This is a genomic window from Algibacter pacificus, from assembly GCF_008033385.1.
GTDB classification, from domain to species: domain Bacteria; phylum Bacteroidota; class Bacteroidia; order Flavobacteriales; family Flavobacteriaceae; genus Algibacter; species Algibacter pacificus.
Map to the genome: position 1 here is coordinate 719018 of NZ_VOGY01000001.1, position 17285 is coordinate 736302.

Annotated in this window: 10 protein-coding genes and 1 pseudogene; 8 read left to right on the forward strand and 3 right to left on the reverse strand. The window is 32.8% G+C overall.

The features are described from left to right. Nucleotides 1–78: 78 nt before the first annotated feature. The 8 genes and pseudogenes from FQU21_RS03115 to FQU21_RS03150 form a co-directional block, all read left to right on the forward strand. A complete protein-coding gene (locus FQU21_RS03115; protein WP_147676559.1) occupies nt 79–1371 on the forward strand; it encodes an aminopeptidase P family protein in 1293 nt (430 codons plus the stop codon). 11 nt (nt 1372–1382) lie between these two features. Continuing rightward, on the forward strand, nt 1383–2606 hold the full coding sequence (locus FQU21_RS03120) for a M24 family metallopeptidase (RefSeq protein ID WP_147676560.1): 1224 nt from the start codon (nt 1383–1385) through the stop codon (nt 2604–2606). A gap of 701 nt (nt 2607–3307) precedes the next feature. Further along, nucleotides 3308–5731: a glycoside hydrolase family 2 protein gene (locus tag FQU21_RS03125; RefSeq protein WP_147676561.1), complete on the forward strand. Its 2424-nt coding sequence runs from the start codon at nt 3308–3310 to the stop codon at nt 5729–5731. Between the two features lie 106 nt (nt 5732–5837). Further along, a complete protein-coding gene (locus tag FQU21_RS03130) occupies nt 5838–9899 on the forward strand; it encodes a hybrid sensor histidine kinase/response regulator transcription factor (RefSeq protein WP_246124737.1) in 4062 nt (1353 codons plus the stop codon). 214 nt (nt 9900–10113) lie between these two features. Beyond that, the gene (locus FQU21_RS03135) at nt 10114–13119 is read left to right on the forward strand and encodes a SusC/RagA family TonB-linked outer membrane protein (RefSeq protein WP_147676563.1); all 3006 of its coding nucleotides are present in this window, start codon (nt 10114–10116) and stop codon (nt 13117–13119) included. 10 nt (nt 13120–13129) lie between these two features. Beyond that, on the forward strand, nt 13130–14641 hold the full coding sequence (locus FQU21_RS03140) for a RagB/SusD family nutrient uptake outer membrane protein (RefSeq protein ID WP_147676564.1): 1512 nt from the start codon (nt 13130–13132) through the stop codon (nt 14639–14641). 10 nt (nt 14642–14651) lie between these two features. Beyond that, nucleotides 14652–15851, forward strand: a complete 1200-nt coding sequence (locus tag FQU21_RS03145) for a glycoside hydrolase family 88 protein (protein WP_147676565.1) — start codon at nt 14652–14654, stop codon at nt 15849–15851. A 226-nt stretch (nt 15852–16077) separates the two neighbouring features. Further along, a pseudogene (locus FQU21_RS03150) lies at nt 16078–16248 on the forward strand (IS110 family transposase); the annotation flags it as partial. Between the two features lie 51 nt (nt 16249–16299). Here the strand turns inward: FQU21_RS03150 and FQU21_RS03155 are convergent. From FQU21_RS03155 to FQU21_RS03165, 3 genes are all read right to left on the reverse strand, one after another. Continuing rightward, nucleotides 16300–16605: a type II toxin-antitoxin system RelE/ParE family toxin gene (locus tag FQU21_RS03155; RefSeq protein ID WP_147676566.1), complete on the reverse strand. Its 306-nt coding sequence runs from the start codon at nt 16603–16605 to the stop codon at nt 16300–16302. Then, nucleotides 16605–16823, reverse strand: a complete 219-nt coding sequence (locus FQU21_RS03160; RefSeq protein WP_147676567.1) for a hypothetical protein — start codon at nt 16821–16823, stop codon at nt 16605–16607. Before FQU21_RS03160 ends, FQU21_RS03155 begins: the two co-directional genes overlap by 1 nt. A gap of 101 nt (nt 16824–16924) precedes the next feature. Further along, nucleotides 16925–17224 (reverse strand): integrase core domain-containing protein, encoded by a 300-nt coding sequence (locus tag FQU21_RS03165; RefSeq protein WP_317130631.1) that lies wholly within the window; start codon nt 17222–17224, stop codon nt 16925–16927. Nucleotides 17225–17285 lie beyond the last annotated feature (61 nt).

Genomic DNA, 17285 nt, shown 5'->3' on the forward strand with positions numbered 1-17285 from the left:
AAATAATTCCAAGTAAAATATTATTAAATAATAATATCCTTTAGTTAGTAATATTTTACCTGGTAGCATTTTTAATATATGAGATATACCTCAATACCGAATACACTGTTTATAAAAAACAGAAGTAATTATAAAAAGAAGTTAACCCCCAATACAATAACTGTTTTAGTATCCAATGATGTAAAGCATACCAATGCAGACGGAACGATGGGGTTTGCCCAAAACAGCGATTTGCTATATCTATCTGGAATAGACCAAGAAGAAACTATTTTGGTTTTATACCCAGATGCTTATAAAGAAGAAAACAAAGAAATACTTTTTATAAAGGAGACCAGCGAACATATAAAAATATGGGATGGTGAGAAGTTAACCAAACAAGAAGCTTCGCAAATTTCAGGTATTGCTAGGGTTGAGTGGATTCAGGATTTTGAAAAAATATTGCAATATATGGCTTTTGAAGCCGATGGTTTTTATTTGGGGCATAACGAGCATTTAAAACGTAGCACATGGAACCAAGAAACGCAACAAGACCGGATGATTGCATGGTGCAAAAAAAAATATCCACTGCATCAATATTTCAGAGTGGCACAGCTAACCAGAGATTTAAGACCCGTTAAATCTATAGAAGAAATTAATTTAATAAAAAAAGCAGCAACCATTAGTATAGAAGGGTTTAAGCGTGTTTTAAAAGCAGCTAAACCCAATATGCACGAGTATGAGTTAGAAGCCGAATTATCATACTGTTTTACAAAAGCAGGAGCCAATGGACATGCTTTTAGCCCTATTGTGGCATCGGGTAAAAATGCTTGTTCTTTGCATTACAACACGAATCATAATCTTTGCCAGAATGGCGCTATGGTATTGTTAGATTTTGGTGTATGTTACGGAAACTACAATAGCGATACCACACGTTGTTTTCCCGTTAACGGAAAGTTTTCTAAAAGACAAAAAGACGTATATTCATCGGTGCTTTATTGTTTAAAAAAAGGAAGCGAATTATTAAAACCAGGAATTTCTCATACGACTTATGAAAAAAATATGGCAAGCCTTATAGAAATAGAATTAATTAAATTAGGCTTGCTTAATGCTGAAGATGTAGAAAATCAGGATCCAAATAAGCCATTGTATAAAAAATATTTTATGCACGGTACTGCGCACTATATAGGTTTAGATGTTCATGATGTAGGCTTATATTCTAGAGTTTTTAAACCCGGCATGGTGCTTACTTGCGAACCTGGAATATATATTGAAGAAGAAGGCATAGGGTGTCGTTTAGAAAACGATTATTTAATCACCGAAAATGGGCATGAAAATCTTACCCAGGATATGCCTATAGAAATAGAGGATATTGAACGATTAATGAACCATTAAGACAATTATTTATGAAAATATTAGGAATTGGCGGATCGGATATAGATAAAGAGCTAGCCGCAATAAAACCCAAAGCACATTTAGTTAAACCTATTGAAAAGGAAGAGTTTCAATTACGGATAAAAAAAGCCTGTCATTTAATGCAGGCAAAAAATATAAGCGTCATGTATTTGCATGCAGGAACCAACCTATTTTATTTCACCGGAACTCAATGGAGTTCAAGTGAACGTATGGTTGGAGCCTTATTGTTTCAAGATGGGACTTTAGAATATATTGCCCCAGAATTTGAAATAGGTACCGTTTTAGACTTTATGTTGGTAGAAGGTAAAGTTAATGGCTGGAAAGAACATGAGAGTCCGTATGTTTTATTTTCTAATATCCTTTTAAATTATGGTTTTACCCATGGAGATGTTTTTATGGACGAGGTAACACCATTTTTTGTAACAAATGGTATTTTAAAAGCAAACCCTAAGCTTAATTTAATAAATGCAAAACCTATAACAGCAGGCTGCAGAATGATAAAATCTGAAGCAGAAATAGCCATTATGCAATTGGCTATGGATATAACTTTAGAAGTTCAAAAGGCAACCGCTAGAATTTTAAGAACAGGTATTAGCACAAAAGAAGTTACTCATTTTATTAACGAAGCTCATAAACGTTATGGAGTGCCATCGGGATCTTATTTTTGCATTGTTTTATTTGGTGTAGATTCCTCTTTTCCTCACGGTGTAAAAACACCAAAGGATTTAGAAGAAAATGAGGTTGTTTTAATAGATACAGGCTGTAAATTACATAATTATATTTCTGATATAACACGAACCTATGTTTTTGGACAGGCTACAGAATTACAGAAAAACATTTGGAATATAGAAAAAGAAACTCAACAAGCTGCTTTTAATGCTGCACAATTGGGTAACACCTGTGCTTCTATAGATCACGCTTCCCGAGTAGTTCTTGAATCTCATGGTTTAGGCCCAGAATATAAACTTCCCGGATTACCACATAGAACTGGGCATGGCATTGGATTAGATATTCATGAATGGCCTTATATTGTAAAAAACGATAATACTATTTTAGAACCTGGCATGTGCTTTAGTAATGAGCCAATGATTTGCGTTCCAAACAAGTTTGGAATACGTCACGAAGATCATATCTATCTAACAGAAACAGGACCTAAGTGGTTTACGCAACCAATGCATTCTATTGAAAACCCGTTTGGAATAAATATAAAGTAGCATAGGAGCTATAGTTATTTGCAAAACTTAAAAAAACTTTGCATGTTAAATTGCAAAATTCATTATTTGGGAAATTAAAACTAGAAAAGCAATGTTATACGGTTATAAGTAACATTAAAACGGTTAAAACAGCACGATAATTTTATTGTTTATGTTATTTTAAAATAAAATGAATTTTTATGCTCCAAGTTTTAATACTAGTTTAAATTTAGGTTAAACTGTATTTAGTTGGATTGAATACTTATTTTTGGTGATAACCATAATAAAGTATTCAATCCAACTTTTTTTTATATAAAATACTTGACCAATACAGTTACTCTTGGTGAATTTTTTTAAACTAGATTTATAAATATACGGGCTTAAAGAAAATTATTAAAGAAGATAAAAACAACGCGACTAAAACGGTTTTTTGTTAAGTTACTGTTTAATAGTTTGTTATGTTTTGTATTGATGCACTTTGTACTATTGCAGTACCATTTTCGAACCCACAATCAACCTCCTATACTTATCTTTACATATATTGTTTTTTGTTAACGCATAGTGTTGGCAAGGTTTTTAGTTTAATTAACATTAAAAATGTAGAGAGTTTACAAAACTATATTTTAAGTTATTAATACTTTAGTCATGCTGGCCTTTAATATATGTATTACATTAAACCATACTTTAAAACTAAAATAAGTTTACCACTAAGCATTCATCTTATGAAAATTAAAACTCACATTTTAAAATGTACCACTCTCTTTTTTATCTGCCTAACATTGGGGGCATGGAATTCACCAAAAAAAACAAAAGAGCCGGTAAGAACAAAAGTTAACATTAATAACCATTGGTCCTATTTAGAACAGAATTTTAAATCTAAAGAAGAAGCTTTAACACATCAAGGCTGGAAGACTATAAATTTACCGCATACATGGAATGCCTTAGATGCTACCGATTTAAACCCAGGCTATAGACGTACAGCAAGTTGGTATAAAAAGAACCTAGATATTAAGCATGTAAATTCAGAATTGATATATCAATTGTATTTTGAAGGTGTAAACATTACTAGTGAAGTTTATGTTAACGGTATTAAATGTGGCGGTCATATTGGTGGTTATATTGGATTTGGAATAGATATAACCAAGCAAATTAAGCCAGGTATTAATGAAATTTTAGTGCGTGTGGATAATGGTTATAATCCAGAAGTGATACCGTCTCAAAAGAGTGATTTTTTTATATTTGGAGGTATTACCAGAGATGTTTGGTTAGAAACTATGCCTAAAAATCATATTTCAAATTTAAAAATAACAACACCTAAAGTTTCCCAAACTCAGGCTACTGTATTGGCTATGGTTTCTGTTAATGGTAACCAAAAAAATAACACCAACATTAAAGCAGATATTCTGGATGAAAGAGGTAATGTTATAAAGTCCTCTATGTTTAAAGTAAAAAACAATAGTGCTGAAATTCAATTTAAAGATTTAAGAAATATTAAACTATGGGATACCAATACCCCTAATTTATATACACTACAGGTCGCTTTGATAGAAAATGGACAGGTTGTCGATAAAATATCAAATCGTTTTGGGTTTCGGTGGTTTGAATTTAAAGATCATGGAGCATTTTTTCTTAACGGAAAACGCTTGTTGTTACGTGGCACTCACCGTCATGAAGAGCATGCAGGCGTAGGTGCAGCCATGAGCAATGCCCAACATAGAAAAGATATGGAACTTATAAAGGATATGGGAGCCAACTTTGTGCGTTTGGCACATTACCCACAAGACCCCGAAATATATAAAGCTTGTGATGAACTTGGTTTATTGGTTTGGGACGAATTGCCTTGGTGTCGTGGCGGTGTTGGAAATGAGACTTGGCAAAGTAATACCAAAACTATGCTGAAGGAAATTATCAATCAAAATTATAACCATCCTAGTGTTATTATTTGGTCTTTAGGAAATGAAATGTATTGGTTACCAGATTTTGAAGGAGGGGATGATGTGATCAAAATGAATGCTTTTTTATCAGAATTAAACACAACGGCACATACTTTAGATCCTTCACGAAAAACAGCGATTAGAAAGTATTATGAAGGCTCTAATATTGTCGACGTATTTTCTCCCTCTATTTGGTCTGGATGGTATTCAGGAAGTTACAAGAGCTATCAAAAAGCCATAGATAAATATAAAAAAGAATATAAATCTTTTTTGCATGCGGAATATGGAGGTTCTAGCCATGTAGGCCGCCATACAGAAAACCCAATTACGGGAGAAGGTAAAATTCAATCAGATGGTTGGGAAGAAGAAATAGTTCAAACCGGCGTTGCTAATATTGCACAAATAGGGGATTGGAGTGAAAATTATATCGTCGATTTATTCGACTGGCATTTACGTATAAGTGAAAACGCCCCCAATTTTGTAGGTAATGTGCAGTGGGCATTTAAAGATTTTGGTACACCTTTACGTCCAGAAAATGATATTCCTTATATGAACCAAAAAGGTTTAGTTGATCGCGCAGGAAAACCAAAAGACGCCTTTTATGTGTTTAAAAGTTATTGGGCAAAAAAGCCTTTTGCTTATATAGAATCGCACACTTGGACCAAGCGTCAAGGACCAGAAGGTTTAAAGCGTAATATATGTGTTTATAGTAATTGTAACACGGTAGAGCTGTTTTTAAACGGAAAGAGTTTAGGGACTAAAAAACGCGACAGAACAGCTTTTCCAGCAGCTGGTTTAAATTGGGATTTAGAATTTACCTCTGGAGAAAATAAACTAATTGCAGTAGGAAAAACAAAGAACAATATAGAAGTGAAAGACGAGTTAATAGTAAACTATAGATTTATCAAAAACACTAAAGCTATAGGCTTGAAATTGGAAGAAAAGATTTTAGAAAACGGTAATTATTTAGTAACAGCTATAGCCTACGACAATCAGGGTTTACAATGTTTAGATTATGAGAACAAAGTGTATTTTCAATGCCTTTCTGGAGGCGAAACTTTAAAAAGTTTAGGTACACCCACAGGAAGCGAATCAATAGCTATGGCTAACGGAAAAGCCTCTATAGAAGTTATGAGATATTCTAAAAATAAACCTTTAGAAATTATGGTAATCAATCAAAATTTTAAAGGAACTTACTTGACTATTGATTAGATTGGTTGTAGTTTAGTAAGTCCATATTATAGTAACAAGAAGTTTTATATAAATGATTAAAAATTATTTCGCTAACATATTATTTCTTTGTTTATGCTTATATACTATGGCACAAAACCATCAATATAAGTTTAAATCCTTTACGCCTAAAGATGGACTCTCTCAAACCTCGGTAATCGATATAGCACAAGATACCTTAGGGCAGATTTGGGTCGCTACTCGAGATGGCCTGAACAAGTATGACGGAAATTCTTTTAAAATTTATAGACATGATGAAGCCGATTCTACATCAATTTCAAATAGTGATATTTTAGCTTTAGAAGAAGATTCTTCAGGAATGCTTTGGGTTGGCACCTATAACGGTTTAAACCGCTATAATCCGGTAACCGATAATTTTGATCATTTTTTACATTCAAACGAAAAATCTTCTATTCCATCTAACACGGTTTGGAAAATAAAGGAAATAAAAGATGAAATTTGGATTGGAACCTTAGATGGATTAGCGATATATAATAAAAAAACGGGAGCCTTTTTAACTGTGCATTCAGAACCCGAGAACCCTAATAGTTTACCTGGTAAATTTATATTTAGTATTTATGAAACTCAAAACGGAACTATTTGGCTCGGTACCGAAAACGGCTTATGCAAGTTGATATCTAGAAACCAAAATCAGTTTACATTTCAACGTTTCGATTATAGATCACCTCATAATTCAAAAGCATATCGGTTGTATGTTAAAGAAATCATAGAAGACAAATCGCATAACTTGTGGGTAGCCACAAAACATACTGGTTTGTATAAAATTAAGGCTAATTCTACAGAGCTCGTTTCTATAAATAACATACAAAAATATCAAAGTTTAGATAAAGATATTAGAGCTTTAAGTATAGATCGTAATAATAATTTATGGATTGGTTCTTATATTGGCATTTCCTTGTTAAACAACAAAGGCGAATTAAAAAAAATAGGAAACAAAACCAATCAGGATAGTGGTTTAAGTAAAATAAAAACTATTTATACAGATAAAAATGGTTCGGTTTGGTTAGGGAGTTATTATGGAGGCTTACATCTATGGGATAAAGCCAATACCAATTTTATAAACTATAACCAGTTTACAAAACCACACAGTTTAAATTATAATGTGGTAGGTGCTATTGCGGCTAACGATAATCAGGTGCTTTTTTTAGGAACCGAGGGGGGAGGTATCACAAAAATTGATTTAAAAACCAATAAGTCAACAAATATAAATGTAAATAATACTAAAGGCTTTTTAAGTGACAATATTAAATCTTTAATTATAATAGGCGATGTACTCTGGGTTGGAAGTTTTAACTCGCCTCCTTTTTTATACAATTACAAACAAGAAAAGGTAATTCCTAATAACTTTCCAAAATTCTTAATTAATGAATTTCAAGACTCTAGTGTGTATGTTTTCGAAAAGGAATCCGATAGCATAATTTGGCTTGGAACCTTTGGAGAAGGTGTATTACGCTACAATACCAATACAAATACCTATACCAAAATTACTATGGGTGAAAACAAACGTTTTTCTTTAACAAATAGAAGAACACGTGCCATACATATTGATTCTAAAAGACGAGTTTGGATAGGAACACAAAGCGGGTTAAATTTAATTGCACTAGCAGATATAGATCATGAACAAGTTCCTGTAGAACACTTTTTCTTCGATTCTGGAACCCTTTCTGGCGTTGATATTTTAACCATTTTTGAAGATAGCAAACAGCAAATTTGGGTAGGAACTAAATCAAACGGATTTTTTAAATTTAATGGAGTTTCTTTTGAAAAAGTAAAATTAAACAAAAATCAAGTGGTTATAAACTCTGTACATGCCATTTTAGAAGATGCACAACAGAATTTATGGCTAAGCTCTAATCACGGCATTATTAAATATAATAGCGACACCGGAGAGATTATTAATTATGATCAAACCGATGGATTAATAAGTAATGAGTATAACGATAATTCGGCTTTAAATTTCAATAATGAGCGTTTGTATTTTGGTGGGCCAGCTGGCGTAACTTCATTTAATCCCGAAGCTATTAATGTTAATAATTATAACCCTCAAGTTGTTTTAACCGATCTTAAAATTAAAAATGAATCGGTAAAAATTGGAGGTCCAAAAAGCATATTAGATAAAAATATCGCCTATACCAAGACCATAGAACTACCATATAATAAAGCGAATTTTTCTATAAATTTTGCGATCCCAAATTTTATAAATGCTACAAACAATAGTTATATGTACCGTCTTACAGGATTGGAAGACACCTGGAATTTAACCACCAACAACCAAGTTAATTATATTATCCAAAATCCAGGAACTTACATTTTTGAAGTAAAAGGCGCCAATAACGACGGAATTTGGAATAAAGTCCCAACGACTTTAACTATAAAAGTGCAACCAGCACCTTGGCGTAGTTGGTGGGCTTTTTTAATTTATGGTGCTTTAATTGGGCTTACCTTAATAACTTTACTATGGTTTTTAAAATCCAAGGAAAAGCTAAAACATGAATTAGAACTAGAATTTATTGAAAAAAAACGTAATGAAGAGATTAACCACGCTAAACTTCAGTTTTTTACTAACATATCTCATGAGTTTAGAACACCTTTAACTTTAATTTTAGGGCCTTTACAGCAAATTATTCAAGATTATAAGGGCAGTAATAAAATGTATAAAAAATTATTAGTGATTGAAAATAATGCTAACCACTTACTTCATTTAATTAATCGCTTGATGGATTTTAGAAAATTGGAAAACAACCAATTTAACTTACAGGCAGCAGAAGGGAATATTGTTAAATTTATGCGAGAAATTTACTTGTCTTTCACAGAGTATGCTAAAAATGGTAATTATAATTACACCTTTGAAACATCCAACGAACACATTAATGTTTATTATGATAGAAACAAATTAGAACGGGTTTTTTATAACTTAATTTCTAATGCTTTTCGCTATACACCAAAGGGAGGTGTTATAAAAATTAAAATATTTAAAGAACCAAACCATATTTTTATAGATGTTAACGATTCGGGCGTAGGTATAGCCCCAGAATACAAAGATAAAATTTTTGATCGCTTTTTTGATGTCCCCATTCACAATCAACCACAAAAAAATTATAATCAAGGTAGCGGTATTGGCCTCTCTATAGCTAAAAATATAGCTTTACTGCATAAGGGAAATATTATATTAAAAGATAAAGAGTCCTCAGGAAGTGTTTTTAGGGTGGTTTTGCCTCTAGGACGAACACATTTAAAAGACTCCGAAATTTTAAACAATTTTAAACGTAGTGATGATATTAGCCAATATGAAATTCAACTAAAAGATACTGATGTTACAAAAGACAGCTTATTAGAAGATCTAGCTTTAAATAAGCATGAACAAACTATTTTAGTTGTTGAAGATAGCAAACCATTACGCGTATTTATTAAAAATTTATTACAACATCAATATAACATTCTTGAAGCTGAAAATGGTAAAATCGCTTTAAAACTAGCCTACCAAAACCTGCCAGATTTAATTATTAGTGATGTGATTATGCCAGAGATGGTTGGTACAGAACTGTGCGCAAAAGTAAAGGAAGATATTAAAACCAGCCATATACCAGTAGTGTTATTAACCTCGAGAAGTGCTTTAATTTATAAATTTGAAGGTTTAGAAAGTGGTGCCGACGAATATATCAGTAAACCTTTTAATGTTAAAGAATTTCAACTTAGGATTAAAAACCTGTTAGATAATAGTTTACGTCTTAAAAACAAGTTTTCTAATGTCGCCCAATTAGCACCTAGTGAAATTACTATAACATCTTTGGATGAAAAATTACTAAAAAAGGCTTTTAAAATTGTGGAAACTAACTTGGGTAACGATCAGTTCGATGTCATTACTTTCAGTGAAGAATTAGGCGTAAGCCGAACCACACTTTTTAGTAAAATTAAAGCATGGACCAATTTTACTCCAAATGAGTTTATCCAAGAAATTAGATTAAAACATGCCGCACAACTTATTGAAAGTAATAAATTGAATATTTCTCAAATAAGTTATAAAGTTGGCTTTAAAAATCCTAAATACTTCAGTAAATGTTTTCGAAAAAAATTCAAAGAGACTCCTACTCAATATCAAAATAGGTTTTCGGAAAAATTTAATAACTAAATTTTGTATTCTGCATAAATAAAGGGGGTTTAATGGTAAATATGAACTATTGGATACCCTTTTTTGAATTTAGCGAAATATCTTTTCGGCTATATTTGGAATATGAAATTCAAACATTCTAAACTAGAGGTAATCGAAATAGTTCTAATAATTGTAATTATAGTTATTAGTTTATTGGCAATCTATTTTAGTTAACTAAACAAAACCAAATTTTATGACAACAAACAAACACAAAAAAACACAGTGGCTGTTACTGATGTTCATCATGTTAATGGGAACATATGTACAAGCACAAGAAAGAAACCTTAGCGGGACAGTAACATCTAGGGAAGACGGTATGGCTTTACCTGGAGTAAATGTATTATTAAAAGGCGCTTCAGTCGGGGCAATATCAGATTTTGATGGAAATTTCACCATTCGTATTCCTAACAATAATGCCGTATTAGTAGTAAGTTATTTAGGTTATGAAACTCAAGAAGTTACCGTTGGAGATAAGACGAGCTTAAAGATAGCTTTAAAGGTAGACCAAAACGAACTAGAGGAAGTTGTAGTAATAGGCTATGGTACTGTAAAAAAGAGTGATGTTTCAGGAGCAGTATCTTCAGTTAAATCGGCCGAACTTACAGCTTACCCTACATTAAATGCCGAACAAGCTTTACAAGGTAGAGCCGCTGGTGTAGCCGTACAATCAAATAATGGAGGGGAGCCAGGAGCACCAATGAAAGTGCGTATTCGTGGCGGTACTTCTATTAATGCAAGTAGTGATGCTTTGATAGTTGTTGATGGATTTGTGGGTGCTTCTATGCCTGCACCAGAGGATATTGCATCTATGGAAGTGTTAAAAGATGCATCTGCCACAGCTATATACGGCTCAAGAGGATCCAACGGGGTTATTATGGTTACTACTAAAAAAGGGGTTTCGGGGAAACCTACTTTAGAATTAAACACTTCATATTCTGTTCAAAACGTTAACCATACCATTAATTTATTAGATGCAAATGAATTTGCGACTTATAGAAATGCTTATTCCAGTAATTATACTCAAGGTTCTGCAAATACAGATTGGCAAGACGAAATTTATAGAACGGGTAGTATTTCAAATACACAACTAGCGTTTTCAGGAGGTTCAGATACTTCAAAGTATTATATTTCAGGTAATTATTACACCCAAGATGGAGTTGTTATAAACTCTAATTTAGAGCGATTTACTGTATTGAGTAACGTAGATTTGGATGTGTCAGATCGTTTTAGGGTAGGTTTAAATGTTTTTGGTGCACGTTCTAATAAAGATGGTGTTAGTACACAAGCTCAAACGGGTGGTACCGGCGGTGGCGATGTTATTTCTTCAGCCTATCGTTTTGCTCCAGATTTAGGGATATATAATGCCGATGGAACTTATACTATTAACTCTTTAGGGGATGATATTGATAACCCATATGCTTTAGCTACGGAATTAATAGATGAACGATCTGTAGATACTTATAGAACAAATTTTTATGCGGCTTATGATATAATTGAAGGTTTGGAGTTTAAAACAACTCTTGGTTTTAGTTCAATAAATACTCAAATTGGAACCTTCAAACCTACAACCATTTTGGCAGGTTCTGGAGTAGGAGGCGAGGCATCTATTGAAAATAGAAGATCGACTAACGTACTTTCGGAAAACTATTTAACTTACAAAAAAGCTTTAGGCAATCATAATTTTACTTTTTTGGCTGGATATTCATACCAAAAAAATACCAACGAAGGATCTGTGGCCAGTGCTAGAGGTTTTGTAACCAACGAAGTATTTTATAGAAACTTAGAAGGCGGAGCGGTAACTATGCAACCCAGTTCGTTTTTTAATGAATCTGAGTTAGTATCACTTTTCGGTCGTGTTAATTATGAATACAACAGTAAATATATTTTAACATTTACAGCAAGACGCGATGGCTCTTCAAATTTTAGTAAAAATAATAAATATGCCTTTTTCCCTTCAGGTGCCATTGCCTGGAATATGGGGAAAGAAAATTTTTTAAAAGATAGTAACGTAATTAATAGTTGGAAATGGCGTGCTAGTTATGGAGCTACAGGGAATCCATCTATTTCACCTTATGAAACCCTTGCTAAATTTTCATCGGTATATGCGGTAATAGGAGATCAGCAAGTTAACGGTGTCGTGCTAACCGATTTTGCAAACGATAATTTAAAATGGGAAACTTCTAAACAATTAGACTTAGGAGTCGATGTTGCTTTTTTTAATAATAGATTGGACGTTGCTTTTGATTATTATAATATTAAAACGGAAGATTTATTATTTCCACGACCTTTGCCAGAGTATTCAGGAGTTTCCTCTCAAATTCAGAACATTGGAGCGTTAGAAAATAAAGGCTTCGAGTTTTCAATAAATTCAAGAAACATAGCTTCAGAATATTTTACATGGGCTACTGCTTTTAATTTCTCAACAAATAAAAATAGCATGGTTAAACTACCAGACGGTAATGATATTTTTATCGATTCAGCACCTGGCCACTTCTTACAAAAGCAAACTCAAATTTTACGCGAAGGCGAACCTGTTGGATCCTTTTATGGTTACCAATACAAAGGTGTATATCAAGGCGGAACTCTTCCAGATGGCACAGCTACATTTTCAGGAGATTCCGACCCAGGTGGCGAGTTGTTTGCCGATTTAAACAATGATGGTGAAATATCTACCGAAGATAGACAGATTATTGGAGATCCAACACCCGATTTTATTCTCGGTTTTAATAACGACTTTAAGTATAAAAATTTTGATATGAATTTGTTTTTTCAAGCTTCTGTTGGTGGTGAAATTCTTAACTACACTTTATTAGAATTAGGATCCGGAGCAGCTAATGCAACAACAGCTATGAATGATGCTTGGTCTGCTACCAATACAGATACCAATGTGCCAAGACCTGCAGTTCGCGAAAAAAGAATTACTTCTCGATATGTGTATGATGCAAGCTATTTGAGATTGAAAAATTTATCCTTTGGGTATAACTTGCCAACTCCTTTTTTAGATAAAACTGGTATTAAAAATGCACGAGTTTATGTTAGTGGGCAAAATTTATTAACGTTTACAGATTATCCAGGAGCCGATCCAGAGGCAAATTATAGAAACGATAATAATGAGAGAAGTAATACAAATGTAGGTTTAGATTACGGTAGTTACCCTAACGTGAAAACTTTTACTTTAGGATTAAATTTAAAATTTTAACATGAAAATTATGAAAAAATATAAAATAACACTGCTATTATTAACACTAACCTTTTTAGGGTGCTCCGATTTAGAAGAGCAGCCAGTGGGCGTATTAGCTCCAGAGTCATTCTTTAAAACAACAGCAGATTTACAAGCCGTAATTAATGGGAGTTTTGCTGGCTTATCAACAGAATCTTTTTGGGGGCGAAAACTTAGCTTAACTCTATTATTAAGAGGCGATATGGCCGATATAGGTGATCAAGGTACTTCAGGAAGGCGTCGAGAAGTTAATAATTTTACAATGGCTGATGATAATGGTATGGTAAGTGCCTTTTGGCCGCAAGCCTATTCTATTATTGGAACCGCTAACCAAGCTATTTCAAATGCTAATCTTATTGATGAAGAGGAATCTAAGGTTAATGAAGTTGTAGCTCAAGCTTATTTTGTTAGAGCTTTTACCTATTACCACTTAGTGCGTTTATTTGGAGATATACCATATATAGATTTTGCCGTTGCTGATGCTGCTGATATTGCTACCATTTCTAAAACCCCAGAAGATGAGGTTTATGCCAATATTATTTCTGATTTAATGTTTGCAAAACAATGGTTGCCTAATATACAGCCTTCAAGCGCTTTACCTTCAAAAGCAACAGCTGCAGCTTATTTAGCATCTGTTTATTTAACCACTAAAGAGTATCAAAATGCAGCTACAGAAGCTCAATTTGTTATTAATAAAGAAGATGATTTTGATTTGGCATTAGAAAGCGATTTTCAAGATTTATTTAATTCAGATAAAACAGCAGGCTTGCATGAACCTTTATTCAGTATAGATTATGTTGGGCAAACTCGTGTAGGTAATTATGGTCAAGATTATATAGCTCCTGTAACGGGGATAAGAGGAGATGCCTCTTATGATTATGGTGAAGGATGGAGTGTTGCTGTGCCTAGTTTAAAAGTTTATAATACTTGGGATGGGAGAGATTATCGTCGTGCGGTTAGTTTAGATACTACAGCTACTTCTAAAGAAGGCTTGGTTTATCCTTACACCGAGTTTGAAGATTATTCAGATTTAGCGGTTAATCGTCCACATATAGCAAAGTATTATCGAAATGCGGGACTTGCCGGAAATAATGGTAGAGAATCTAGTAATAATTATATCCCGATGCGATATGCTGAAGTATTATTAATTGCTGCAGAAGCTTTAAATGAAATAAATGGTGGAGCACCTGAGGCCGTTTCTTATATTAATAGATTAAGAGATAGAGCTAGAATGGAGACTATGTACCCAATGGATGTTCCGGTAGGTTTATCTCAAGAAGAGTTAAGGAAGGTCATTATAGAAGAACGAAGGCTAGAATTAGCTTTTGAATTTAAAAGATGGTATGATATTAAAAGACTAAATATTGGTGTGGAAGCTTTTGGTATTAACGGCTTAGAACCACAACCAAATTTTGATGAGAGCAGAGATTATTTATTACCATTACCAGGACCAGAATTGGCAAGAAACCCTAATTTATTACCTAATAATACAGGTTATTAAAGTATAACATATGTTTAAAATTAATTTAATTGTATTAGTAATCGGACTTACCTGCCTTACAAGTTGTAAGTCTGATTCTAATAATAAAATAGAAAAAGAAAATATTAGCAAAATTACTTCTCCAACAGTTTTAGAAAAAAGATTTCAAAAACTTCTAGACTATCCTGTAGGGGCAACTAATTTTCCAAGAAGTATGTCTCTTAATCCAGAAGTTATTCATAAAGTGAATTCTAACGACTGGACAAGTGGATTTTTTCCTGGAAACTTATGGTTAATTTTTAAGTTAACAGGTAACAATAAATATGCAAATAGAGCGAAGTTATGGACCGCCTTAATGGAAAACCAAAAGACCAACAATAGAACACATGATATGGGCTTTAAAGTATATTGTAGTTTTGGAGAAGGGTTAAAAATAGACCCAGATAACGCTTACTATAAATCGGTTATCCTAGAAAGTGCTAAAACTTTAAGTACACGCTATGATAGAAAAGTAGGGTTAATTCGATCTTGGGATTTTAATAAAGATGTTTGGGACTTTCCGGTGATTATTGATAACATGATGAATTTGGAGTTGTTGTTTGAAGCTACAAAAATATCTGGAGATAGTACGTTTTATAACATTGCTGTAAAGCATGCCAATAATACTTTAAAAAATCAATTTAGACCAGATGGAAGTGTATTTCACGTTGTTAATTATGACACTATTACAGGACAAGTTAAAACTAAGGATACGCATCAAGGTTTTAATGTGAAATCTAGTTGGGCACGTGGGCAAGCTTGGGCAATTTATGGCTATACAATGGCTTACCGTTACACCAAGGATTCTAAGTATTTATCTCAAGCAGAACAAACGCTTAAATTCTATATGGAACATAAAAACTTACCTCGGGATGGTGTGCCTTATTGGGATTTTAATGATCCAGGTATTCCAAACGCTCCAAGAGATGTTTCTGCGGCAGCACTAGTAAGTTCAGCTGCATTTGAGCTCTATAAATTTACAAAAAACAAGCACTTCCTTAACTTTGGAATAAAGCTTATAAATGTATTAAATTCGGAATCTTACCTTTTAAGCGAAACGGTAAATGGCCCTTTTGTTTTAGATCATAGCACAGGAAACTGGCCTAAAAAGGATGAAATAGATCAGCCTATTGTTTATGCAGATTATTATTTTTTAGAAGCCTTGTTAAGACAAGAAAATTTGAAAAGTTAGGCTATAACTATTATAGATGTTTTTTATTATAACCACTTCATGTCTTAAACATTGAAGTGGTTTAATTTTATATAATAAGGTTTTTAGGGAAAGGTATTGTAGGCAAGAAGCAAGCAATAAATTTTACACGCCTTAAGTTAGCATTTTAATAAAAACACTAAATTTAAAACATATAATAATAAATGTAATTTTGGAAATCTAGACAGTTCTATTTAAGGGAAGTCTAAAATATAACCATGCTTGCAAAGCAATTTACGATCGATTAGTAGCCAAAGGAAAGCGCAAAAAACTAGCCTTAATAGCGGTTTGTAATAAGCTTTTAAAACAGGCTTTTGCTATCGCAAAATCTGGTCTAACCTATGATAATAATTATAGAAGTGTTTTAGTGAAAAGTTAATGAGGTTTTACTTGTTTTTTACCACAGTACTTTGTTGGGCTTTCGTATTTTTTAATCGACGTCTTTTTTTAACTTATCAGGATTTTGTCGTGTGTCAAAAATTGTAATGATTTCTATTTCTTTTCGTTCAGCTATTATTCTGTAGAAAAATGTCGTTTGCTTTGTAACAACACATTTATAAAGATTTTTAAATTCCGATGATTTTGGACAACTATCAGGTTGATTTGATATTTGTTTGATTTTATCGCTTAGTTTTGAGATAAACTTGTCACGAGTTTTTACGTTCCACTCTTCCAGTAAATATTGAGATAGCTTGAGAAGTTTTGATTCGGCAAGTTCGGATAAGAATACTTTCATTAAGAAATTTTCTTTAGGAATGACTCGAAGGAAACTCTTTTTCCTTTATCCAATTCCTCAACACCTTGTTTTATTTCAGATTGTTCAGATAAAGATAATTCGTCCCAAAAATCTACTTTTTCTTTTTTTACAAAATCAGCTACCCTTTGGATGAAATCAGTGTTTTCAGTCTCCAAAATCGTTTTGAGTAGTTCAAGTTTTGTTGTTCGAATATCCATTTTAAAATTTCTTTTAATCAAATGTACAAAAAAATATGATTTAGTTCGTTTTTTTGTCAGTATGTCTCGTCCTGAAATATGGCTACAGGTTAAAATTGAATTTACGCTGTTAATTTGTATACCATATTTGGTGTTTTGAAATCTAAAGATAAGTGTAATCTTATTTCGTTGTATAAATTAATTGCATTTTTTGTAGCTCTTTTAGCGTGTGCCATGTTATCAAAGGTTTGATCGAGATAAAACTCATCTTTTAATATGCCATTTACACGTTCAGCCATTGCGTTTTCGTAACAATGATTTTCTTCAGTCATACTAATATCTATCTTTTTTTCTCTTAAGTATTTGCGTGTAAACATTGCTACAATACTGTATTCCTCTATCGGAGTGATGAATAAGCCCATTGATATTTTTGGCTTGATAAATAGCCTTATTAAGAGCTCTTACACATCCCTTTAATTCTAA

Coding starts and splice junctions, on each gene's coding strand:
- FQU21_RS03115 (WP_147676559.1), top strand. CDS start 79: ATGAGATATACCTCAATACCGAATACACTGTTTATAAAAAACAGAAGT.
- FQU21_RS03120 (WP_147676560.1), top strand. CDS start 1,383: ATGAAAATATTAGGAATTGGCGGATCGGATATAGATAAAGAGCTAGCC.
- FQU21_RS03125 (WP_147676561.1), top strand. CDS start 3,308: ATGAAAATTAAAACTCACATTTTAAAATGTACCACTCTCTTTTTTATC.
- FQU21_RS03130 (WP_246124737.1), top strand. CDS start 5,838: ATGGCACAAAACCATCAATATAAGTTTAAATCCTTTACGCCTAAAGAT.
- FQU21_RS03135 (WP_147676563.1), top strand. CDS start 10,114: ATGACAACAAACAAACACAAAAAAACACAGTGGCTGTTACTGATGTTC.
- FQU21_RS03140 (WP_147676564.1), top strand. CDS start 13,130: ATGAAAAAATATAAAATAACACTGCTATTATTAACACTAACCTTTTTA.
- FQU21_RS03145 (WP_147676565.1), top strand. CDS start 14,652: ATGTTTAAAATTAATTTAATTGTATTAGTAATCGGACTTACCTGCCTT.
- FQU21_RS03155 (WP_147676566.1), bottom strand. CDS start 16,605: ATGAAAGTATTCTTATCCGAACTTGCCGAATCAAAACTTCTCAAGCTA.
- FQU21_RS03160 (WP_147676567.1), bottom strand. CDS start 16,823: ATGGATATTCGAACAACAAAACTTGAACTACTCAAAACGATTTTGGAG.
- FQU21_RS03165 (WP_317130631.1), bottom strand. CDS start 17,224: ATGGGCTTATTCATCACTCCGATAGAGGAATACAGTATTGTAGCAATG.